This is a genomic window from Paraglaciecola sp. 20A4 (assembly GCF_011378905.1).
Lineage (GTDB): Bacteria > Pseudomonadota > Gammaproteobacteria > Enterobacterales > Alteromonadaceae > Paraglaciecola.
Map to the genome: position 1 here is coordinate 517919 of NZ_WTPY01000001.1, position 22981 is coordinate 540899.

Sequence of the window (22981 nt, forward strand, 5' to 3'; positions counted from 1 at the left end):
TTAATCAATTTTTAGGAACTTGCCAATGGCTGCTGCTAATTTACTTGCTCTAATTGATGACATTGCCACTATTCTGGACGATGTGGCTATATTATCGAAAGTTGCGGCCAAGAAAACCGCCGGTGTCTTGGGAGATGATCTCGCCTTAAATGCGGAACAGGTGTCAGGCGTAAAAGCTGAGCGTGAACTACCCGTGGTGTGGGCAGTCGCCAAAGGCTCATTCTTGAATAAGCTTATTTTGGTACCTTCGGCATTGCTGATTAGTGCGTTTTTGCCTTGGTTAATTACCGTTTTATTGGTTATTGGTGGTCTTTATTTGTGTTTCGAAGGCTTCGAAAAGGTCGCTCACAAATGGTTGCATAACAAGGATGAACTTGAGGCGGAGCACCAAGCTAAGTTAAGTGCATTGGCTGACCCTAAAATTGATTTAGTGGCATTGGAAAAAAACAAAATAAAAGGTGCGATTAGAACCGATTTTATTCTATCGGCAGAAATCGTGGTGATCGTTCTAGGCACGGTACAGGCTGAGCCCTTAAGCACACAGATTGTGGTGGTATCGCTATTGGCCATCGCCATTACGATAGGGGTCTATGGCTTGGTGGCTGGGATAGTAAAACTTGATGATGCGGGTTTGTATATGCTACGCAAATCTGTCTCTGGCTCCTTTAACGCCATTCAGCGATTCATTGGTCGCAGTCTGCTTATCATTGCCCCCTTGCTTATGAAAAGTCTTGCCATTATAGGCACGATAGCAATGTTTTTAGTGGGTGGCGGTATCATCGTGCATAGCGTGCCTATTATTCATCATTTCGTTGCTAACGCCTTAACATCATTGGCTGGTTTAGGGAGCATCGTTAACTCTGTTTTACCTATCGTGGCAGACGGCGTTGTAGGAATTATCGCTGGAGGACTGGTATTATTAGTTATTTCTCTGGCAAGTAAAATACTCAACGCCCTTCGTGGTAAATAGAGTGACATTAGTTGACTAATTTAAGGGGATTCTTCCGTCCCCTTAAATATCCCAATCCAATTATGCCTCTAGCGTTTTGCTCATTCAGAGCGATGCGCAGTACTTTTACTAACCACTATTTTCATCGTCTCACCTAAATACCTCACTCGAACTTATTGATTGTCCAGCAACGCATTTTTTTGCGGATTATTTTACTCTGGAATCTTTTTTGCTAGCTTTATCAAAGCGTCTCTCATAGCAGATATCTGAACTGCCTGTTATTACTGGGGTAGCACATCACTGGGATAGTACATTATTGATAATTAAATAAAGGGGATAGACATGCCATATAATTCTCACAAAGAGTTACCTGAAAGCGTTCAAAATGCGTTGCCGCCAAAAGCGCAAAGTATTTATCTCGCTGCTTTCAATAATGCTTGGGATGAGTACAAAGATCCCAAGGATCGCCGAGGCCATCAAAGTCATGAGGAAGTAGCACACAAAGTAGCTTGGTCTGCGGTTAAGCAAAAATATCAAAAAAATGCCAATGGTATGTGGAGTGAAAATGTATAAGAGTGAGTTGAATTACCTAGCTTTTATAGAATGGCCTGCGGTATTAGGCCTTTATTACTGATGTTTATATCTAGGACTAATGATAACTTATTGGTAACTTTGATGATTTATCACATTAGTATGATATATCCTAAATACCATAGCTTACCCTTATTCTAAAACAGGTTTTTAATGAACAAAATCAATCAATTCCTACTAGCAAGTGCCGTCAGCGCCTTATTCGTGCAGACTGCCTTGGCAGATATTCGTGTCACTAACCCCAAAAAAGTGGGCATGTCTGAAGTTCGTCTTGAGCGGATTGAACCAGCAATGCAGGCTTTTGTCGATCAACAAAAGTTAGCGGGTACCGTCACCTTAGTAGCGCGTAAAGGCAAGGTGGTTCACGTTGAAGCGGTAGGTTATCGCGACCGTGAAACCAAAACCGAAATGACCGAAGATACAATATTCCGCATTTACTCAATGACTAAGCCGATTACTGCCGTGGCTGCCTTAACCTTGTGGGAACAAGGTAAATTCCAGATGAACGATCCCGTGAGTAAATATTTGCCTGAATTAGCAAACCTCAAGGTATACGCTGGAATGGACGGTGATAAAATGATCCTTGAAGACACCAACAAGGTCATGACAATTAAGCAGTTGTTTACTCATTCTGCTGGTTTTAGTTACGGTTTCAGCCAAAGCCCAGTTGACAAATTGTATCAACAGTCTGCACTTTTCTCGGGCAAAACCAAGCGCGAAGACTTATTAACCGAAGTGGCTAAGTTACCGTTAAATCATCAGCCAGGGACGAAATGGAATTACAGCATCGGCACCGATATTATTGGTGTATTAGTTGAGCGTTTATCTGGCCAAACGTTGGGCGAATACTTTAAGCAGCATATTTTTAATCCTTTAAAAATGAATGACACAGGCTTTTATGTACCAGAAGATAAAAAAGACCGCTTAGCGCAAATCTATGTGATTAACCAACAAGGCCAAACAGTCCCGATGGAAAATGAACCATTAGGTGACTATTTGTCTGCACCTGAAATTGAATCAGGTGGTGGAGGCTTAGTTTCTACCATTGAAGACTATTACACATTTACGCAAATGTTATTAAATAACGGTGAATATAAAGGCAAGCGTATTCTTGGCCGTAAAACCGTTGAATATATGCGTACCAATCATTTGCCAGCAAGTTTAATCCCGTTTGAACCTTCTTCTACTGGTGAAGGTTACGGCTTAGCGATGTCTGTTACCGTTGATGAGCAAGGTGCAAATACTATGGGTTCGATAGGCGATTATGGATGGGCAGGAGCGGCGTCAACTTACTTTAGGATTGATCCTAAAGAGCAGATGATAGTGATTTCTATGACTCAGCTTATGCCTTCAAGCTATTTTTCGTACAACAAAGACTTTAAAAATATGGCTTATCAGGCGCTAGTTGATTAACTAATATATCGCATATCGCATATCGCATATCGCAAATAAAGCAAAGCGAGTCAGCAAAGTCACTGCGTAAAACCAGTGGCTTTTTCATTTTGGCTGCACTGAACCAATTTATGTGCATATATTCGGTATCGGTTATTTACCCGCAATCAGATCTGATGCACTAGCAGATGTTTCTTGCTTGAGTGTCAGTGTGTATATTTGCTACTTAGGCATCCCAAAGTTACTTACACATCGCAGCGGAAATACTCGCTAAGGTGTGCAAAACTAAAATAGAGGCCTAATGTAATATTGATATCGTTTACAAACATCCCTATGTAACAACTAGTATGTGGCTCAACTATACTTCGCCAACTGCATCCTTATCATGGTGGAAATTCGCAGCAGGCTTAGTTATTGCACGGTTATTACGTAAGCTTGGTTATTGCTATGTTATTGCAATCATTAGCGCAATAGTTCTTGCAGATAACTATCGCTAGATACGTTAGAGCATATAAGACAACGCGTAAGAAAGATTAATCACTAAAAAGGCAGCAGCATGAAAAATGAAATAGATAGCAAATTTATACTGTCGGTATTCGAGAAAATCCGTGAAAATGGAGAGAAAAAAGGGGAAGGCTATTTGCTCGGTGGCGTGACGGCATTTAGTGATTTCGACGGCTACACTATTTTTATGGAAGACCAGTTGGTCAAACTGCGCTTTGGGTTTCATAATCAATACCATTTTGACTATGAGAAAGAGGTGCACATGGAGCAATTCGAGAAAAAATTAGAGGCTATCAACAAAGATTACTAATTCGTCCTTGTACCGGTCAGAGGACTATTGAAGCCATTGAAGTAATTCATCTCTTAAGTCAGCCAATACAATTGGCTTTGACAAGTACGCATTCATGCCAGCAGCCAAGCAAGCTTCTCGGTCGCCCTTCATCGCGTTAGCGGTAAGGGCAATAATGGGTAGTGTAGATGCATAGTTTCCGTGCATATTTTTACGAATAATTTGACTCGCTTGATAACCATCCATTATCGGCATTTGGCAATCCATTAAAATGGCATCGAAGGCTCTATCGGCTTGTTCGAGGGTATGTATCGCTTCCTGCCCATTCTCAGCCACCTCAAAAGTGCAATTTAATTTCTTAAGCATTTCGATAACCACTTGTTGATTAATAAAGTTATCTTCGACTAACAAAATATGCGGCACTTGTTGATACTTGTTTAGCAGCTTAACTGGCGCTACTGCAATAACGGGATTAGACAGCAATTGAGTGTCGAGTGCGCTACCAAAGGCGTCATATAAGGTTGCAGGTTTAATGGGTTTCGCAATATAGCTTACTGCACCGGTTAGTTGACTAGATGTTCCGGTCTCAAGCCAGTCATGAGGTGTCATTAAAATAATATGCAGTTTATCGAATAAATCATTGCTGCGAATGGCTTTGGTAAGTTCTACACCATTGATGCCAGACAAATTAGTATCGATTAATGCTACATCTATTGGCGTGTCACTTAGGTGTCGATGCCTGAGTATTTTCAACGCTTGAGATGCGTTTTTCGCGTGATGTATGGCGATATTTTGCGCCGCTAACCAGTTCTGTAATATACCGTTTAGAGTCGTGTTGTCGTGTACAATCAAAACCTGTACAGGTTTATCGAAATCTGCAAAGAGCACTGAGTCAGGGGGGCTAACACGAGAGAATGCTTCTAATGTAATCGTAAACCAGAAGCTGGAACCTTGTTGCCACTTACTTTCAACGCCCACAGCCCCACCCAATAATTCGCTGAGCTGTTTACTAATCGCTAAACCCAAGCCTGTACCGCCAAAGTGGCGCGTCGTTGATGAGTCTACTTGCATAAACTTAGAGAATAGGGCTTTTTGGTTATCTTCGTGAATGCCTATTCCGGTATCTACTACACAAAATTTAAGCTGTTCATCATTGTGCAAAGTTGCGCGTAAGATCACTTCACCGTGGTGAGTGAATTTAATCGCGTTACCAATTAAATTATTCAAAATCTGGCGAATTCGACCCGGATCGCTCGTTATCCACTGAGGCACATCCGAGTGTAAATCAAATATTAGTTCAATACCTTTTTGCTGGGCACGACTGGCAAAGGTATCGATAATGTTACCCAACAAAAGGTGTAAATCAAAACCAATGGCTTCTATGCTCAATTTACCGGCTTCTATCTTAGAAAAGTCGAGTATGTCATTGATAAGCAGTAACAGTGATTCACTACTGCTGTGCACAAGCTCAGCAAAATGGCGTTGTTTTTTAGTTAAGTCAGTAGATAGCAACAAATCATTCATCCCTACAATACCATTGATGGGGGTTCGGATTTCATGGCTCATATTAGCTAGAAACTCACTTTTCGCACGACTTGCTTCCTTGGCGTGCTCTTCTGCTTTTTTCATTTCGGTAATATCTTGAAATGCACCGCGAAGCATCACAGGTTCGCCCTGATGATATTCAGCATACCCAACGGCTCGTACCCATATATTATTATTTTTAGCCGTAATAAATGGCACCTGTAAATCCCATTTCAGGCCATTGGCAATAGAATTATTTATCGCATTTTGCACCATAGGGCGCACATCTTCTGGGTAAAAATTCATAGCGCTATCTAAATCGATTTCTGAACCGATAGGCAATTCGTGTATACGATATACTTGATCTGACCAAGTCACCTGGTTGGTACTTAGATTTAGCTCCCAGCCACCAAGCTTTGCCATTTCGCCTGTGGTTTTTAATAGGTCTTGCTGACGCTGGCGCTCCTTCTCCAAGAGTTTAATTCGACTAATATCTTTGGCGACCAATAAATAGCCGTCCAATTGATCGTCTTGAGAGCGGATGCTGGTTACCACCACTTCCATTGGTATAGGCTTGCCACTTTTCGTCTTAAATGTCCATTGATTTTCGTCGACTTTTCCTTGTGAAGCGTTATTGAAAAACGCTTCAAGTGGGGAGTGATTCGGGTTAAGACTATCGCGTGCAAACTTCTCAAGTTCAGCTTTCAGCATAAATTGCTGAATGTTTCCGTCTCGCTTTAATGCTTTTCGTTCGTAACCCAGTACTGTTTCAGTTGTTTGATTACAAGTAAGAATGCGGCCTTGGGCGTTACACGACACCATGAGTAACTGTGCGCTATCAAGTATGGCATTTTTGATACTGTTGGCTTTTAGCAACTCAAATTCGGCATTCTTTTGCTCGGTAATATCGCTTTGTATGGCAATAAAACCGCTAAACTTTCCTTTTTGGTATATTGGGTGACTGTTTATTTTCAACCACAATAATGAACCGTCTTTTCGGTAGTTTAATATCTCAACATTAAAGCGTTCACGCATTGCAATGGCTTCTCTCATCAAAGCGATAGTTTGTTGGCTGCTTTGCGGACCTTGTAATAGCCGACCTGGATCTTTACCTACTATTTCTTCTAAATAGTAACCTGTAATGCGGGTAAACCCAGGATTAACCCATTTCGTTTTGACATTTTCATCGGTGATAATGACGGCGTTATCGGTCTCGCGTAAGACCTTGATAAAAAGCTCATTACTTTGTAAACCATTCTCTAACCACTTTTGTTGTTCTTGTTGTTCGCCGATATCATAATTTACGCCAATTATTTTTGAAACATGCCCATCGCCGTAGTGCACTGGTCTGCCAAACGCGCGTATATGGCGAATTTCACCCGCAGGGGTTGTAATGCGAAAGGCGATATCGAGTTTTGCGACATTGCTCAGTGCTTGATTTAAGCAAGCCAAAACACCTTCTTTGTCGTCTTCATGAAGTAGATCAGTCCAATCGCTTAGGCTGCCAGTAAAGCTGTCAGGGGCAATACCATAGACTTGGAACATTTGTTCATCCCAAATAAGCTTTTGCTGCTTGATATCAAATTCCCAAATGCCGATTTTAGCGACAGTAGTGGCAACATTTATACGATGAATTATGTCGTATACTTCATTTCCTGACGGCGGCCGAATATTAGTTGGATTGATATTCAAAACATAAGAGGTGTCAGTGCCAAGCCAATTTACTGACTTAACGTTGACCTCAGCAATGGCGTGGTCGTCGTTTAACAACAGACATTTGAAGATTTCATTGAGCTGTTTTCGCTCTTTCGTTTCACTGTAAAATAAATGATCTTTAAAGGGATGATTTTCATTGGAACTAAAATTATCTAACAACTCACTAATGTGCATATTAGCCATTTTTTCAGCGCTATAACCAAATAACGAGCAGGCCGCCTGATTAGCGAAGATGACTTGCTGGTTTTTGGTTATGTGCAAAGTCGCGCTGTTTACCGCTTCTAGTCCACAATAATATGCATCGATAGGGTGAGGTTGAGGCATCTATGTTCCGTTTAAATCAAAGTAATTCAGCTTGTTTTGCCCAACCGAGCAGAACAAAAGAGATAAGCGCTTTGTATGTATAGAATAAAGTAAATAGAATTTTATACCCAGTTAAATAGTAATTAGCTAATTGTTGCTTACAATAGCCCATTAATTATTCACTCGGAGCGGGTATTGCAGTAGCCTTTCGTTTTACCACCAAAATTTGAACTTGCATTTTTTCATCCTCGTTTTTGGTTAACGTGGCTCAGCATTGTTATTCTTTATATAATTTCTTGGTTGCCATATCGCTTACAAACTTATATCGGCAAGGGACTAGGAAAGCTGTTGTCAGTCTTGGCAAAAAAACGCGTAAAGATTGCCAAACGCAATTTGGCATTGTGTTTTCCTGATTACAGCGCTGCTCAGCGCGAGAAAATTCTTGCTGCGAGTATCGAAAACGCGGGTATGGCGATTCTTGAGGGTAGCATGGGCTGGTAGTGGCCGACCTGGCGTATCAGGAAAATGGCACAATTTGAAGGTTATGAACATATTGAAGCCATATTGGCGAAGGGGAAGGGGGTACTGGCGTACGCTATTCATAATATGAATCTGGAATTTGCTGTGCGCGTGGCAGGTCTCAAAAATCCATCGGTAGCTTTTTATCGTAAACACAATAACCGGTTAATGGAATACATGCAGTATTAGGGGCGAAATCGCTCTAACAAATATATGGTACATAAACGTGATGTGCGTGGGCTTATTCAGGCGTTGAACGGTGGCGAGATATGTTTTTACCTGCCTGATCAAGATTATGGCCGAGTCAAATGCGAATTTGTGCCCTTTTTTGCTGTTGGACAAACCGCCACTACAACCGGCTCGTTGTTGTTCGCTAAAGAAGCCAATTGTGAAACCGTGTTTCTAGCGTCAATTAAAACTGCCACTGGTTATAAAATAAAAGTTGTTCCGGGACTGGAGAATTTCCCCTCCGGTGACGATAAAGAAGATGTTACGCGTATGAATAAAATGATTGCATCCTTAGTGCTAGAGGCACCAGAACAATATCTTTGGAAGCATAAGCGCTTTAAAACGCGGCCTAGTAAAGAGGATCCTTCGCTTTATATTTAGCGGAGAATTGATGATTATTTAGCGTACATTAACATTTTTTTTAGCCAGAGTTTGAAAGGTAGTAATGATAACAATGAGACACAACCCCAGTGAAACCCAATCCTATGCTTGGTGGCGCCATACGATATTGGCGTTAGCATTGATCGTGATTGCGATTTTTGTGATTGTGCTACAACAAATGAATATCAATGCACCAATTCCCGAGGGAGGAGAAGGGCCTAAGTCTGTTTCTCAAAATATGACTGATTTTTATGCTGAATACCGTCTATCATCTCGTCATCCACGGGAGGAAAACATTGGTGATTTTGTTAATGAGGTCAATATATCCGATGTACCATTAGCAGAGCGCTTGCAGAAAATGGAAAGCCTGCAAAAACCACTGCCATCTAATTGGGTAGGGGAATATAAACATCGGTCTTTCAAGGCTGGTTCAACGCTGCGCAACAGTATTATTAGCTTTGCTCAATCAGAGGGTTTACAGGTAATTTGGGAGCTTAATCGTGATTTTATTATTAAGCACGGCTTTCAAATTGACAATTCTATCGTGGGAAGTCTAGATGAGATTGCCCGGGCGATCGATAGTAATTTCCAGGGCACGGTTAAAACCTATGTGTGTCCCAAACAGCGTTCACTGGTGATCACCGCGGTGATCAGCCAGTATTTAAAAGACAACTGTAAAGAAGTACGTTAGCTGATTAGGGTAGGCGAAAATAGGGGGGAATTGTTCAGACCTACACCTCAAATATCTGCCGCCAAATGCGCTTAACGCCTGCTCGCAGGGTTTTAAATTTATCACTATCAGCCACTTGCGCAGTTTGTTGTAAGACCAATCTATGATTGGTATTTCGATAAGTTAAGTAGGCGTCATTCAATGTTTGCGCATCTTCAGCGCTAAGCAACTCGCTGGACAGCAGTTGTTGCAATATTCTTACGTTGTCAGGCCATTTTGTTAATGCAGGAACACGGCAAGAATAGGCGAGTACAAAATATTGAACGATAAACTCGATATCGGCAATACCACCAGCATCTTGTTTTAAATCGAATCCTTCTTTGGTATTGGAGCCTAAGTGCTGACGCATCTTCTCGCGCATATCTGCCACTTCTTCTCGCAAGGCAACAAGATCTCTTGGCTTTGCCAAAATTTGATGACGTACATCGTGAAACTGTTGAGCTAGCTGTGTACTTCCAACGATAAAACGCGCCCGCGTCAACGCCTGATGCTCCCATGTCCAAGCCGTTTGATTTTGATAATCGCTAAAGCTATTTATATGACAAACTAGTAGTCCGGCATTGCCAGATGGGCGCAATCGCATATCGACCTCATATAATTGACCCGATGGCATCTTGGTATTAAATAAATGCAATATCCGCTGGGATAACTTGAGATAGAACAAGCCAGAATCTATTGGCTTAGGGCCATTGGTGGGTACTTGACTATGACAGTTATGTAAAAAGACTAAATCAAGATCTGAGCCATATCCCAGCTCGTAGCCACCTAGTTTACCATAGCCGATGACGGCAAAGCCGCGACTTAACATCTCGTGTTGTTCGTCAGGCAAGTCGGTACCATCAGGCTCACCGTACTTTTCAGTCATTTGTTGCCAGGCTAAATTTACCACTTGGCGAATAATACTTTGCGCGAGGTAGGTTAAATGATCGCTAACCTTCATCACTGGTAAAACACCGGTTATATCAGCTGCTGCAATTTTGAGTTGTTGGCATAGTTTAAACTGGCGCAATGCTTCCATTTGCTGCTCTAAATCGCTTTCATCCACACGCAGCATTGCGAGCCTAAGCTCTGCATCATATTCAGTAAGTTCGGTTGGATTAACCAATTGCGCCGGATTAAGTAGCTCGTCTAGCAACAAAGGGAAGCGGCTAATCTGATCAGTCACCCAAGGACTTGATGAACATAGGCTAACGAGCTGTTTTAGTGCGCCTTGATTTTCAAATAATAAATCTAGGTATGCGGTGCGACCGTAAATGGCACGAAAGACCTGCAAGCAACGATTCAGACTTTCACTTGCCGTATCTGGTGCTTGTTGCAAAATCACTATCAACAACTGAGGAATAAGCTTATTTAGAATATTTTCGCCGCGCTGACCAATGCGACTCGTACTTAAGCTGTCACTAAACGTCACGAGCGCCTGACTAAAAGTCGCAGCTTGTTCCTTGCAGAGCCACTGCTCTAATAGTGTTTCGCGCTCTTCGGGTAACAGCTCAAGTTGCCATAAATCTTCAAGGGGTGACAAGGCTTCTTCATCTTTTTGTAACTCAGGCGCTGCGTCTTCGCCGATCAGCAATAAGAACTGTTCATGGATGATATCCGTATGAGTAATTAACTGCTCTTTAAAATGTGCATAATCAGTTAGCCCCAACACAGCAACTAAACGTTGCTTATCAATAGTATTGTTGGGCAGTACTTGGGTCTGTTTATCATCGAATTGTTGCAAGCAATGTTCTACTTTACGTAACCAAAGATAACTACCTCGTAGCGCCGTTACATCTTCAGTGGGCAGTATTTCCATTTCGTTGAGCAAGGCTAGATTATAAAGAAGTCCTTGCTCTTGCAGGGCGGGTTCTCTCCCTCCTCGGATCAACTGCAAGCTTTGTACAACGAACTCGGCTTCGCGAATACCGCCTTGGCCTAACTTAATATTGTCGCTGAGCTGACGCCTGCGAACTTCTTTCTTTATCATGGCTTTCATCTTGCGCAACGAATCTAGCGCACCGTAATCTAAGTAACGACGATAAATAAAGGGCCGTAAAACATCAGCTATTTCTGGATAGTAGCTGTCATCTGGATTAAGTATCCGGCCCTTAACCATGGCGTAACGCTCCCATTCGCGTCCCTGCTCTTGGTAATAGTCTTCCATAGCAGCAAAGTGCATGACCAATGGACCGCTATCGCCAAAAGGACGAAGACGCATATCAACGCGATATACTTGACCCTCAGCGGTAATCTGATGCAAGGCGCTAATCAGTTTCTGCGCTAGCTTAGTGAAAAACTGCTGATGTTCAATTGGCTTGCGCCCTCCTTGGGTCATACCTTGTTCGGGATAAGTAAAAATCAAGTCAATATCGGACGAAAAGTTAAGTTCGCGACCACCTAATTTACCCATACCTATAATGTACATAGGTTGCTCACCTAGCTCGCCCATGGGTAAACCAAAGCGCTTAGCTAATTCATTTTTAAGCCACTCGCTGGCCTGAACTATGAGTGCTTGGGATAACGCAGATACCTGAGCTAGCGAAGTCTCAATGAGTTGTTGATTGGTTAAATCAAGCCAAGCAATATGTGCCATATGCAAATGACGAAAAAGGCGTAGTGTTTTTAATAATTGCTCTTCACTCGTTACGTCGGCTAAAGCCCCAGTCAATAGGGCTTCGAAATCCAGTGGTGCATTATTTTTAGCTAGCAGTGTCATTAACTGAGGAACAAAATGTGGGTGCTGGATACATTGCCTGGCAATAAAGTCGCTTAAAGCGAAGACCTGACAAAATAGCGCCTTGTGTGTCTGCCACTGGCTATCAAAACTTGCGTGTTCAGATAGTGCTTGCCAATGGCGTTCAGCTACGGCGATTAATTCTGAAGATAAACGTTGAGTAACGGGAAATTGCTGCATAAAAATGACCTATTAGGGCAAGCAGTGGGCTACTTGCTGCGTTGAATATCTAAGTCGTGATGGTGTTACATTCATCTTCAGGTACTGTGATTTTTGACACAATTTGAATATGAAATGGACAATCTAATTCGCCATCAACTAGCTGTATTTTCTTTTTTTTTGGTAGTTTTTTAATCCACACTTCCATTTTAAGCGCTTCTGAGTGGCTAGCCAAAGACACGCTATAAATCATAGTTAACGGGCCTTTTCCACGTAAGGCTTTAGCACACAAGGGGCCGCTATTTCGATGTTGGGAAAATCGCTTGGCCAAGTCTTTGCATATCCCAGTGTAATAATGCTGATACCTGTTTTCAATAATGTATAAAAACCATTGTTGCACCGATAAATACTCTACTAAGTGGATTGCCAAAAGGCAGTTAATTATTCAGTGTACAAGTGTTCGCTCAAATATTATTATCATCACGTCACTCAATATTAAGGCGCTTAAATGCAAGAACAGGTTCCACCATTAACTAACATAAAACCCTACACGATCGTTGAAGAATGGCTCAACGCATTAAGTCACGGCATTGGGTGTATTGCATCAGTGGTAGGGTTAGTTTTTTTGCTATCACGAGCCGCGGATACGTTAGCGCAAGTGGCTTCGATTATCTATGGTGTGTCGATGATTGCGATGTTTTTGTCGTCAACGTTATATCATGCTTTTACAAATCCTAACGTAAAGTCTGTGCTGAAAATTATAGACCATAGTGCAATATATTTATTGATAGCAGGTACTTACACACCGTTTATGCTCCTAGCCGTGGGAGGCTGGGTAGGAATCATAGGTATTTCGTTGGTTTGGGCTTTGGCGATGATAGGTGTAGGCTTCAAATGTTTAGCGGCGGGGCGTTTTCCAAAAATTTCGCTTATGACCTATTTACTTATGGGATGGTTAGCTATTTTCTTTATTTACCCCTTGTATATGTCATTGCCAAGCGAAGGGTTGTGGCTGCTGGTGGCAGGGGGGCTTTGTTATACGATAGGCGTTATCTTTTATGTGGCGAAAACAATTCGCTACACCCATCCTATCTGGCATTTATTTGTAACGGCTGGGTGTATTTGTCACTTCTTTTCTATCTATTATTACGTGGTATAGCGCCTTTGAATATCGGCCGGTCTTTGCTGGACCGGCGTCGTTGACCCCCACAGGGTTAAATATTGTGTGCCTTTATCTCCTTAGACATTGCTATGTATAACCCTGATGGCTTAAGCTAGAGCAATATTTGCTTGTGCGATTTGCCCAATGGACTCTGCGTTTTTATGTACGAAAATTATTACGGATTAACTTCTAAACCTTTTCAATTGACTCCCGATCCGAGTTTTTTCTTTGCTAGTAAATGGCATAAACGGGCGATGTCTTATTTGCAATATGGCCTCTCTCAAGCAGAAGGTTTTATTGTTATTACGGGTGATATTGGTACCGGTAAAACGACGATTGCCAATAGTCTGCTTGACGCGATGGAAGCAGGCATTGTGGCAGCGCAAATTGTAACGCCAAAATTGACGCCAGATGAACTGGTCAAAATGGTTGCCAATAAATTTGAAATCCCCGTTAAAGGCAGTACCAAAGCTGATATTTTAGCTGACTTAGAAACATTTTTGACCCAACTGCATCAACAAGGCAAGCGTGCATTATTACTGGTAGATGAAGCGCAAAATTTACCTTTAGAAACCATAGAAGAATTACGTATGTTGTCGAACTTTCAAAAAGGTGGAAAACCTTTATTGCAAAGTTTTTTGTTAGGCCAAGAAGAGCTACAACCGATATTGCGGGCGCCAAACATGGAACAGTTTCGTCAGCGGATCGTGGCATCTTGTCATTTAGCTCCACTCACTGAAGCTGAGTCTCAGGCGTATATTGAATATCGCATGCATCAAGCGGGTTATACTGGCAGTACGCTTTTTTCTAGCGATGCTTATGACAAAATATATGTATTTACCCGTGGTGTCCCACGTAAAATAAATACCCTAATGGACCGTATATTATTGTATGGATTCCTTGAAGAGCTAGAAACCTTCGATGAAGAAGCCGTTGAGTTAGTGGTAAAAGAAGTCGCAGATGAAATGTTTTTACCAGAGGAAAAGGTGATTGTCGAAGAAGCTGCGCCCCAAGTGCACGTTGCTGAACAACCCACTAGCCCCCCAGAAACGCCAGAGGGCGGGACGACGCCATTAGTCAAAGACGTTACATACTATAAAACTATGTTAACAGAGCTAACAGACGCTTTAGATGACGCCATTGACCATAAAATAAAATTGACGCGTTACATTGATAAGTTGCTTAAAAAGAAATACAAAACTTATGTTCGATTAAAATCAGACGACTAAATAATGTCGTTTAGACCATAAATACCTATTAAATGATTATTAAGTAATCATTCATGACACTAAGTTGTTAATATTTAGTAAAAAAAGATGAATTTGAACTTAAAGGGTATTATATTATCCATATATAGAGATAGACTTGTTTCTTGTCGCTGAAGGTTAACTTTTTAACCGTTTGGCCGATACAAGATTAATCCGAGGAGGATAATATTATGAGACGTGATACGTATAACCGAAAATCAGAGCACGACGCATCAGGTGTTTATCAAGCCTTAAAAGATCGCCGTAAAGCGTATTACCATGGTAAATATAATCGTGAAGTTTTTTCAGTGGTTCTATTACTAGCGTGTGTTGGCATGTTTTTATTGCGTACTGGTATTTAACCTCAATCTAGCATCTACCTGTTTTTGCTTATATATTTTAATTCGCAAGGTAGCCGTTAGATTGAATTAGCCAGTAAATCGTCATTAATTCCTTTTAACCTTGTTTGTTTACATACATGTGTTTAAACAATTTTCCACAAGCTAAAATGGCTTGGCCTACTATATTTCCCCTAGTCGAGACTTAATAAATTCCGCTAACTTTTCACTTGCTTGCCAATATCGTTGTGCTTGATTAAACAGTGCAATGCGAATTTTCCCCAAATCTGGCAACATCTCATGACGAATAATATTTAATTCTTTGGGCACACTGCTTCGGGCAAGTGCAGTAATACCTAAACCTTGATTGATCGCTGCGGTAATACCCGCTAAATCTGCGTTGGTATACGTTATTCGCCATTGAGTCGTTTGCTGTTTTAGCGCTTGGATCACTCTACTTCTATACATACAACCGTCTGGTGCGAGCACCAAACTCAAAGTGTTGCTCATAAAATTTTGATTTTTACTGCCCACCCAAACTAAATCGTCATCTAATAGCAGCTCTCCCTCTAATGGCTTATTGTGCGGGATTAACGCCATAATCAAATCAAATTCTTGACGTAAATTATCACTTAACAATGACTTACTTAACGCAGAGGTGACTTCTAACGATACATCTGGATACAGCTTGCTGAACTCGCCCACAATGCCAGGCAGCAAAGTCGTCGCAAACTCGCTGGGGATCCCCAAGCGTAACCTGCCGCGAATAGCCGCAGGTTCAAACTGGCGGAAAATATCGTCATTGATAACTAACATGGCTTTGGCTTGATGATATAGCCCGAGACCGTCGTGATTCACTTCGTGTCTTTGCCCCGTCTTACTGAAAAGGCGCTTATTCAATTGGGTTTCCAAACGTTTTATTTGCAAACTGATCGCAGGCTGAGAACGCCCAAGATATTCACCCGCTTTAGCGTATCCCCCTAGGTCTATCACCGTGACAAAGGTACGTAGGTTGTCCAGTGAAAGTTGCTTCATAATTCACCATATAGATTAAGTAATCTGATGAAAACTATTCTATAGATAAGTAATGTTAATGTAAGCATTAATATTTCCAATTTGTTGTGAGTTATTTGCCTGCCTATACTGACTCCACGTTAATTTAATAAGATAAGTCACATGCCCAATAAAACGGTTTTGCACAGTAAGCACTTGGAAGCAGGCGCTAAAATGGTTGATTTTCACGGCTGGGAAATGCCAATCAATTACGGCTCACAAATAGAAGAGCATCATGCTGTGCGCCGCGCTGCTGGCATGTTTGACGTATCTCATATGACTATTGTGGATGTCACAGGTGAGCAAGCTCAAGACTACTTGCGTCACTTACTCGCTAACGATGTCGTTAAGCTGCAAGAGCGTGGCAAGGCGTTATACAGCGGTATGTTAAATGACGAAGGTGGCGTGATTGACGATTTGATTGTTTACCACTTTGAAACCACAAATTATCGCCTAGTCGTAAACTCAGCCACGCGCGAGAAAGACATGGATTGGCTTAATGCCCAAGCCAGTGGCTTTAACGTGACCATTACTGAGCGTCCCGAATTTGCCATGATTGCCGTTCAAGGACCACAAGCTAAAGAAAAAGCAGCAACTTTATTCTCCTCAGCACAAAATGAAGCGGTCGCAGGTATGAAGCCATTCTTCGGTGTACAAGCTGAAGATTTGTTTATCGCCACCACAGGTTATACCGGAGAAACAGGCTATGAAATTATGGTGCCTAACGATCAAGCCGCTGATTTCTGGCAGAAGCTTCTAGATGCAGGCGTTGCGCCATGTGGTTTGGGGGCGCGGGATACGTTGCGCTTAGAAGCGGGTATGAATTTATATGGCTTGGACATGGATGAAACTATTTCGCCACTTGCTGCCAATATGGGTTGGACTATATCGTGGGAGCCTGCAGATCGTAACTTTGTTGGTCGTCAAGCGTTAGAAGCACAGAAAGCCGCTGGCACTGAAAAACTAGTGGGTTTAGTGATGACCGATAAAGGGGTTTTACGCCACGGCCAGACGGTTAAGGTTGAAGGCGGCGAAGGAACGATCACATCTGGTACGTTCTCTCCGACCTTAGGTCACAGTATTGCTATGGCGCGTGTCCCTACTCCGGTGGGCGAAACGGCACAGGTGGAAATCCGTAAAAAGTGGGTTACAGTAAATGTGGTTAAGCCGAGCTTTGTACGAAATGGTAAAAGCGTTTTATAACTAATCAACTGGCGAAATAGCGGTTTTTCGCTATTTCACTTGAGCAAACGACTTCAATATTTAGGAACTACTATGAGCAATATCCCTGCAGATTTACGTTACGCCGCTACACACGAATGGGTTCGTCCAGAAGGAGACGGTACATTCACTGTCGGTATCAGCGAGCATGCACAAGAATTACTTGGCGATATGGTGTTTGTTGAATTGCCAGATGTTGGCGCAACGGTTAGTGCCGGTGACGATGTGGCGGTTGCAGAATCGGTCAAGGCGGCGTCTGATGTCTACGCACCTCTTTGCGGCGAAATTGTTGCCGTTAATGCCGATTTGGAAGACAGCCCTGAGTTAGTTAACTCTGACCCATACGGCGATGGTTGGTTGTTCCGTATTAAAGCAGATGACGTCGAAGAAGTTGAAGGTTTACTCGATGCTGAAAGTTACGAAACCAGTATTTCAGAAGACTAAATATTAGCTGAATCAAAGAGCAACTTAATGTTGCTCTTTGGGTTTCTGAGTATCGTTACAGGTTTAGTAAAGTCTAGATTTGGTTGGTGATGCGCTTCGCATCATCTAAAAAATATATATTAAATTAAAGGCTTTGCTTTTGATTTAGGTCACTCACGTTTTAAGGAATCGGTAAGCCAGTTATGCCACATGCTAATTTTTCCCTTTCGCAGTTAGAGCAAACTCAAGATTTTATTCGCCGCCATATTGGCCCAAGTGAAGCTGAAATGGCTGAAATGTTGGAATTTGTCGGTGCCGACTCACTTGACGACTTGATGCAACAAACTGTGCCGGAAGGCATTCGTTTGCCTGAAAGCCTTAACGTGGGTGAAAGTCAAACCGAAGCACAAGCTTTGGCCTATTTAAAATCGGTTGCCAGCAAGAATAAAGTACACCGTTCGTATATTGGTATGGGCTATCACGACACCCTCACGCCGAACGTTATCTTACGTAACGTGTTAGAAAATCCGGGTTGGTATACGGCGTATACGCCTTATCAGCCTGAAATCGCTCAAGGGCGTTTGCAAGCACTGCTTAACTTTCAGCAAGTGACTATCGATTTGACCGGTTTGGAGTTGGCTTCTGCGTCTTTGCTTGATGAAGCAACAGCGGCAGCTGAGGCCATGGGTCTGGCCAAACGTGTATCGAAAAACAAAAAATCAAACCTGTTTTTTGTGGCTGATGATGTGCACCCTCAAACGTTAGACGTCATTCAAACCCGTGCTGATATGTTCGGTTTCGACGTGGTAGTTGGCAATGCAAAAGAAGCTGCTAGCCACGACGTATTCGGTGCGTTATTGCAATACCCAGGCACCACAGGTGCAGTAAATGATTTAACGGATATTATTGCTCAAGTGCAAGCAAACAAAGGCATAGTGGCCGTATCTGCAGACATCATGAGCTTAGTATTACTCAAAGCGCCAAGTGAAATGGGGGCAGACGTGGTATTAGGATCTGCCCAGCGCTTTGGCGTGCCAATGGGATACGGTGGGCCACATGCCGCCTTCTTCGCTACTCGCGATGCATACAAACGTTCACTACCTGGTCGTATTATCGGTGTATCAAAAGATACCCGTGGTCGCCCAGCTTTGCGTATGGCACTGCAAACCCGTGAGCAACATATACGCCGCGAAAAAGCCAACTCAAACATTTGTACCGCTCAGGTGTTACTGGCCAATATGGCCTCCTTCTATGCGGTGTACCATGGCCCTGAAGGCTTGAAAACGATTGCTTCACGCATACATCGTTTTACCGATATTCTTGCAGCGGGTATCGAACAACACACCAGTAAAGGACTAAGCCTAGTAAACAGCACTTGGTTCGACACGTTAACGGTCAATGTTGGCGATAGAAAAGACGCCATTGTTGCAGCCGCCAACGCCGCGCAAATGAACTTGCGTACCGACATTGAAGGTGCTGTGGGTATCAGCCTTGACGAAACCACCACGCGTGACGACATTAATGCGCTGTTCAATGTATTGTTCGGCGAAGCACATGGCTTAGACTTGAATCAACTGGACCAGCAAATTGTGGCCAAAGGTAGCCAGTCCATTCCAGCTGAATTGGTGCGTACCAGTGATATTTTGACCCACAAGGTATTCAATAGCTATCAGTCAGAAACCGAAATGCTGCGTTATATTAAATCATTAGAGGACAAAGACTTAGCGCTTAATCATTCGATGATAAGCCTAGGCTCATGCACCATGAAGCTAAATGCGACAGCTGAGATGATCCCTGTTACCTGGCCAGAATTCGGCAAATTACACCCGTTCGCGCCTATCGACCAAGCACAAGGCTATAGCCAAATGCTCAGCGAATTAAGCGAATGGTTACTGGATATCACAGGTTACGATGCGCTTTCAATGCAGCCTAACTCGGGTGCTCAGGGTGAGTACGCCGGCCTTATCGCGATTAAGCACTATCACGAAAGCCGCAACGATGGGCACCGTAATATCTGCCTTATTCCAAGCTCTGCCCACGGCACCAACCCCGCGTCAGCGCAAATGGTTGGTCTAAAAGTAGTTGTGGTTAATTGTGATAAAAACGGTAATGTTGACTTAGCGGATTTGCGCAAGAAAGCCACTGAAGTAGCAGACAACCTTTCATGTGCGATGATCACCTACCCGTCAACCCACGGCGTATATGAAGAAACCATTAAGGAAATGTGCGATATCGTGCATGAGTTTGGCGGTCAGGTTTACCTAGACGGCGCGAACATGAATGCCCAGGTTGGCATTACGTCGCCAGGCTATATAGGCTCTGATGTATCCCACTTGAACTTGCACAAAACTTTCTGTATCCCTCACGGTGGCGGTGGCCCAGGTATGGGGCCCATTGGTGTTAAATCACACTTAGCGCCATTCTTACCGAACCACAAAGTCATCGACACAGGCAACACAACAGCTGGCAATGGTGCTGTATCTGCCGCGCCATGGGGCAGTGCGTCTATTTTGCCAATCAGCTATATGTACATCAAGATGATGGGCAGTGCTGGGCTGAAAAAAGCCACTGAAGTTGCTATTTTGAACGCTAACTACATTGCCAATAAGCTAGACGGACACTTCAACGTGTTATACCGCGGGCGAAATGGCCGTGTAGCACACGAATGTATTATCGACTTACGCCCTGTTAAAGAAGCATCAGGCGTAACAGAAGTAGATATCGCTAAGCGCTTAAACGACTACGGGTTCCACGCCCCGACCATGAGCTTCCCTGTCGCGGGTACGCTGATGATCGAGCCTACAGAATCAGAAGCCAAAGTCGAGCTAGACCGCTTTATCGAAGCGATGGTGTGCATTCGTGCCGAAGCCGCAAAAGTCGAGTCAGGCGAGTGGGGCGCAACAGACAACCCATTACACAATGCACCGCATACCCTAGATGATATCTGCGACGCCAACTGGGATCGCAGTTACGATCGCCACACCGCTGCTTACCCAGTAGCCAGCGTAGCGAAAAATAAATTCTGGCCCAGCGTGAATCGTATCGATGATGTTTACGGGGACCGCAACCTTATTTGCTCTTGCCCATCGATTGAGAGTTATATGGAAGAGTAGGGTTTTAAATTTCCCAGTAAATAAGATGTTTACCGCGATTTAATCAACGACTAAATGCCCTCCTATATCGAGGGCATTTTTGTTTGTGCTTTATATCGGCTTTGAGCGAGAAGAGGGTATTTTAAAAATCTACCAATGCTCGTTGATTTAGAATTTGAAGTATAGCCTGTGCGTTCTTTAACTTTGTTCTGGCGCCGATGACCTTTAAGTTGACCCTGACCCTAGTTTTACTTATTTCGACATGCATTTTAATTTAATTTTGGGGTTTTATAAAAGCAGGGGTACAGCTTGTATCGGAAGACTTCCCAGCCATGCTGATACAATATTGATTAACCCATTAGCTAAATCACTGCCTCCACAAAAGCGACCCTAGGTCAGTCAATAACCTAGGGTGATTTGCCTTACAAATGACTACACGTAAACTTATCCATCTTCTTGGTATTTTAGGAGCTATATAATGTCTCAATACTCACTCTTCGGTTCACAAGCCAGTTTATTCACAGGTAAAGCAAGAGGATATCTGCGGTGGAAAAAACTAGATTTTGTGGAACACGCCGTCACAAAAAAAATAATGGAAGAAGTCATTCTTCCCAATGTTGGCTGGCCCGTCATTCCTGTTTTACAATTACCTAACGGACAAATCGTCCAAGACACGGTTGATATTATCGCCCATGTAGAAAACGTGACAACCGGGCCTAGCGTGATGCCTAAGGGCCCTATTCAGCAACTTGTGTCCTTATTGCTGCAACTTTATGCCGATGAATGGCTAACCATCCCTGCCATGCATTATCGATGGAACTACAACGAAGAATGGATCTATTCTGAGTTTGGTCGTTCGTCGGCACCTGATGCTTCTCCCGAAGAACAATATCGGCTTGGCAAAGAACGCGGTCAGCATTTTCGAGGTTTTGTACCTCTAATGGGAATTAACGAAGACACTATCCCGGGAATCGAACGCGCATATGAATCATTTCTCACAGACTTTTCCAAACACCTCGAACAACATCGTTATATATTGGGAGACCGCCCAAGCCTAGCTGATTTCGCATTACTAGGTCCACTGTATGCTCACTTGTATAGAGACCCTGCCTCGGGTGAAATAATGAAACGCCTCGCGCCACGTGTGGCACAATGGACTGAACGTACCATCGCAGGCGGGACCGCAGAAGATGGTTTGTTAGTAAACGCCGATATCATACCCGAAACACTAATACCCATTTTGACTCGCCATATGGAAGAACACTTACCTGTATTGACTGAAATGAACAATATGTTAGCAAAATGGGCCATCAGCGCTGAGCCCGATGAAGAACTTCCTCGTCGCTTTGAAATGACACCGTTCACCACAGGAGGCAGTTCCGGAATGTGTATGTCCAAAAGCTTTTCCCTTTTACGCTTACAAGCAGTACTCGATTGTATAGCTGAGTTGCCAGAGCAGAGTCGAGCAGCCGCCAATGAGTTATTAACCAAAATAGGAGGTGCGGCCCTACTAGAGTTTAAACTTAGCCACCGCCTTGAAAGACGGGATTGCCTGTTAAAACTAGCAAATCCCTAACTTTTTGTATTTAGCATTTCACAATCTAATGACTAGTTCTCCGACATAAAGTTAATAATTTATTTGTTGAACCTTACGACAACAAAGAGCGAATTGCTGACCTTTTCTTCCGTCACGGTCAAGACCATAAATCCGCTAAAAGCAGACATAAGCCTAAAATTTGAAACAACTAATAATTGCCACTTCCATCGTTCAATTAATTTTACTATTTTCCGTTGTCGATAATGAAAACCGGACATTAAGCCCGGCTAGTTTTACTTAAAACATTCGATCTATAGGACTTGTCGTTCCTGATGAATGTTGACCAATCACATGTGTATAAATTTGCGTTGTCTTTAAATCCGTATGACCAAGTAACTCCTGCACAGTGCGGATGTCTGTGCCGCTTTTAAGCAGTTGCGTGGCAAAGGAATGTCGAAATGTATGAGCAGTGACATGCTTGTGGATCTCTGACACTTTTACTGCTTTTCTCAATGTTTTTGTAAGCGATGTCCAATGCAGATGATGGCGGCAAAAATAATCATCTACAGGGTGTTTGCATCGTACCGTAGACGGAAAAAGATATTGCCACTTAAAATCTGTAATCGCATAGGGGTACTTTCGAGCAAGACCAGAAGGAAGGCTGGTTTTTCCTTCCCCCTCAGCAAGATCTCTATCATGCCTATCACGGACCTTTTCGATCTGAGTTCTTATTTGCTCGATTAAGCCATCAGGCAACATGGTTACGCGGTCTCTTCTACCTTTCCCGCGAAATACAAAAAATATTTTTGGAGTCAAAATCAATATCTTTAATTCGCAAACTCAATAGTTCTGCTTTTCTAAATGTAGTGGCAGCGGGACATGGAGGTAAAATCTCTAGAACGGGTGG

17 protein-coding genes and 1 pseudogene are annotated in these 22981 nt (G+C 42.9%); 13 read left to right on the forward strand and 5 right to left on the reverse strand.

The window, feature by feature from the left end:
- Positions 1 to 25: 25 nt before the first annotated feature.
- From GQS54_RS02105 to GQS54_RS02120, 4 genes are all read left to right on the forward strand, one after another.
- Positions 26 to 970 (forward strand): DUF808 domain-containing protein, encoded by a 945-nt coding sequence (locus tag GQS54_RS02105; protein ID WP_166422342.1) that lies wholly within the window; start codon positions 26 to 28, stop codon positions 968 to 970.
- A 321-nt stretch (positions 971 to 1291) separates the two neighbouring features.
- A complete protein-coding gene (locus GQS54_RS02110; protein WP_166422343.1) occupies positions 1292 to 1522 on the forward strand; it encodes a ChaB family protein in 231 nt (76 codons plus the stop codon).
- 171 nt (positions 1523 to 1693) lie between these two features.
- Positions 1694 to 2953, forward strand: a complete 1260-nt coding sequence (locus GQS54_RS02115) for a serine hydrolase domain-containing protein (RefSeq protein ID WP_166422344.1) — start codon at positions 1694 to 1696, stop codon at positions 2951 to 2953.
- Between the two features lie 535 nt (positions 2954 to 3488).
- On the forward strand, positions 3489 to 3746 hold the full coding sequence (locus GQS54_RS02120) for a DUF3081 domain-containing protein (protein WP_166422345.1): 258 nt from the start codon (positions 3489 to 3491) through the stop codon (positions 3744 to 3746).
- Between the two features lie 24 nt (positions 3747 to 3770).
- On the opposite strand, the gene GQS54_RS02125 is transcribed toward GQS54_RS02120, so the two are convergent.
- Positions 3771 to 7289, reverse strand: a complete 3519-nt coding sequence (locus GQS54_RS02125; RefSeq protein ID WP_166422346.1) for a PAS domain-containing hybrid sensor histidine kinase/response regulator — start codon at positions 7287 to 7289, stop codon at positions 3771 to 3773.
- Positions 7290 to 7487: 198 nt separating this feature from the next.
- Here GQS54_RS02125 and lpxL point away from each other — a divergent pair.
- Together lpxL and GQS54_RS02135 are read left to right on the forward strand one after the other, a co-directional pair.
- Positions 7488 to 8396: pseudogene (gene lpxL / locus GQS54_RS02130) on the forward strand (LpxL/LpxP family Kdo(2)-lipid IV(A) lauroyl/palmitoleoyl acyltransferase); the annotation flags it as partial.
- 73 nt (positions 8397 to 8469) lie between these two features.
- A complete protein-coding gene (locus GQS54_RS02135) occupies positions 8470 to 9087 on the forward strand; it encodes a TcpQ domain-containing protein (RefSeq protein ID WP_166422347.1) in 618 nt (205 codons plus the stop codon).
- A 40-nt stretch (positions 9088 to 9127) separates the two neighbouring features.
- Here the strand turns inward: GQS54_RS02135 and glnE are convergent, their stop codons facing one another.
- Together glnE and GQS54_RS02145 are read right to left on the reverse strand one after the other, a co-directional pair.
- On the reverse strand, positions 9128 to 12022 hold the full coding sequence (gene glnE / locus GQS54_RS02140; protein ID WP_166422348.1) for a bifunctional [glutamate--ammonia ligase]-adenylyl-L-tyrosine phosphorylase/[glutamate--ammonia-ligase] adenylyltransferase: 2895 nt from the start codon (positions 12020 to 12022) through the stop codon (positions 9128 to 9130).
- A 49-nt stretch (positions 12023 to 12071) separates the two neighbouring features.
- The gene (locus GQS54_RS02145; protein WP_166422349.1) at positions 12072 to 12401 is read right to left on the reverse strand and encodes a GIY-YIG nuclease family protein; all 330 of its coding nucleotides are present in this window, start codon (positions 12399 to 12401) and stop codon (positions 12072 to 12074) included.
- A gap of 108 nt (positions 12402 to 12509) precedes the next feature.
- Between GQS54_RS02145 and GQS54_RS02150 the strand changes: the two genes are divergently transcribed.
- The 3 genes from GQS54_RS02150 (at position 12510) to GQS54_RS02160 (ending at position 14772) form a co-directional block, all read left to right on the forward strand.
- Positions 12510 to 13160 carry a hemolysin III family protein gene (locus GQS54_RS02150; protein WP_166422350.1) on the forward strand — a complete coding sequence of 217 codons (651 nt, stop codon included), beginning with the start codon at positions 12510 to 12512 and terminating at the stop codon, positions 13158 to 13160.
- A gap of 164 nt (positions 13161 to 13324) precedes the next feature.
- Positions 13325 to 14392 (forward strand): XrtA/PEP-CTERM system-associated ATPase, encoded by a 1068-nt coding sequence (locus GQS54_RS02155; protein WP_166422351.1) that lies wholly within the window; start codon positions 13325 to 13327, stop codon positions 14390 to 14392.
- Between the two features lie 209 nt (positions 14393 to 14601).
- Positions 14602 to 14772, forward strand: coding sequence for a hypothetical protein (locus GQS54_RS02160; protein ID WP_166422352.1), 171 nt, complete (start codon positions 14602 to 14604; stop codon positions 14770 to 14772).
- A gap of 159 nt (positions 14773 to 14931) precedes the next feature.
- On the opposite strand, the gene GQS54_RS02165 is transcribed toward GQS54_RS02160, so the two are convergent.
- The gene (locus GQS54_RS02165) at positions 14932 to 15783 is read right to left on the reverse strand and encodes a LysR family transcriptional regulator (protein WP_166422353.1); all 852 of its coding nucleotides are present in this window, start codon (positions 15781 to 15783) and stop codon (positions 14932 to 14934) included.
- 141 nt (positions 15784 to 15924) lie between these two features.
- On the opposite strand from GQS54_RS02165, the gene gcvT reads away from it, so the two are divergent.
- The 4 genes from gcvT (at position 15925) to GQS54_RS02185 (ending at position 22113) form a co-directional block, all read left to right on the forward strand.
- Positions 15925 to 17004, forward strand: a complete 1080-nt coding sequence (gene gcvT / locus GQS54_RS02170) for a glycine cleavage system aminomethyltransferase GcvT (RefSeq protein ID WP_166422354.1) — start codon at positions 15925 to 15927, stop codon at positions 17002 to 17004.
- A gap of 72 nt (positions 17005 to 17076) precedes the next feature.
- Positions 17077 to 17466 (forward strand): glycine cleavage system protein GcvH, encoded by a 390-nt coding sequence (gene gcvH / locus GQS54_RS02175; RefSeq protein WP_166422355.1) that lies wholly within the window; start codon positions 17077 to 17079, stop codon positions 17464 to 17466.
- Between the two features lie 182 nt (positions 17467 to 17648).
- On the forward strand, positions 17649 to 20558 hold the full coding sequence (gene gcvP, locus GQS54_RS02180; RefSeq protein WP_166422356.1) for an aminomethyl-transferring glycine dehydrogenase: 2910 nt from the start codon (positions 17649 to 17651) through the stop codon (positions 20556 to 20558).
- Positions 20559 to 21015: 457 nt separating this feature from the next.
- The gene (locus tag GQS54_RS02185; protein WP_166422357.1) at positions 21016 to 22113 is read left to right on the forward strand and encodes a glutathione S-transferase family protein; all 1098 of its coding nucleotides are present in this window, start codon (positions 21016 to 21018) and stop codon (positions 22111 to 22113) included.
- A gap of 258 nt (positions 22114 to 22371) precedes the next feature.
- On the opposite strand, the gene GQS54_RS02190 is transcribed toward GQS54_RS02185, so the two are convergent.
- Positions 22372 to 22890, reverse strand: a complete 519-nt coding sequence (locus GQS54_RS02190) for a tyrosine-type recombinase/integrase (protein WP_346766542.1) — start codon at positions 22888 to 22890, stop codon at positions 22372 to 22374.
- Positions 22891 to 22981 lie beyond the last annotated feature (91 nt).

Bases quoted from the DNA above. Each gene is read 5' to 3' on its own strand.
- GQS54_RS02105 (WP_166422342.1), top strand. From the start codon at position 26: ATGGCTGCTGCTAATTTACTTGCTCTAATTGATGACATTGCCACTATT.
- GQS54_RS02110 (WP_166422343.1), top strand. From the start codon at position 1,292: ATGCCATATAATTCTCACAAAGAGTTACCTGAAAGCGTTCAAAATGCG.
- GQS54_RS02115 (WP_166422344.1), top strand. From the start codon at position 1,694: ATGAACAAAATCAATCAATTCCTACTAGCAAGTGCCGTCAGCGCCTTA.
- GQS54_RS02120 (WP_166422345.1), top strand. From the start codon at position 3,489: ATGAAAAATGAAATAGATAGCAAATTTATACTGTCGGTATTCGAGAAA.
- GQS54_RS02125 (WP_166422346.1), bottom strand. From the start codon at position 7,289: ATGCCTCAACCTCACCCTATCGATGCATATTATTGTGGACTAGAAGCG.
- GQS54_RS02135 (WP_166422347.1), top strand. From the start codon at position 8,470: ATGAGACACAACCCCAGTGAAACCCAATCCTATGCTTGGTGGCGCCAT.
- glnE (WP_166422348.1), bottom strand. From the start codon at position 12,022: ATGCAGCAATTTCCCGTTACTCAACGTTTATCTTCAGAATTAATCGCC.
- GQS54_RS02150 (WP_166422350.1), top strand. From the start codon at position 12,510: ATGCAAGAACAGGTTCCACCATTAACTAACATAAAACCCTACACGATC.
- GQS54_RS02155 (WP_166422351.1), top strand. From the start codon at position 13,325: ATGTACGAAAATTATTACGGATTAACTTCTAAACCTTTTCAATTGACT.
- GQS54_RS02160 (WP_166422352.1), top strand. From the start codon at position 14,602: ATGAGACGTGATACGTATAACCGAAAATCAGAGCACGACGCATCAGGT.
- GQS54_RS02165 (WP_166422353.1), bottom strand. From the start codon at position 15,783: ATGAAGCAACTTTCACTGGACAACCTACGTACCTTTGTCACGGTGATA.
- gcvT (WP_166422354.1), top strand. From the start codon at position 15,925: ATGCCCAATAAAACGGTTTTGCACAGTAAGCACTTGGAAGCAGGCGCT.
- gcvH (WP_166422355.1), top strand. From the start codon at position 17,077: ATGAGCAATATCCCTGCAGATTTACGTTACGCCGCTACACACGAATGG.
- gcvP (WP_166422356.1), top strand. From the start codon at position 17,649: ATGCCACATGCTAATTTTTCCCTTTCGCAGTTAGAGCAAACTCAAGAT.
- GQS54_RS02185 (WP_166422357.1), top strand. From the start codon at position 21,016: ATGTCTCAATACTCACTCTTCGGTTCACAAGCCAGTTTATTCACAGGT.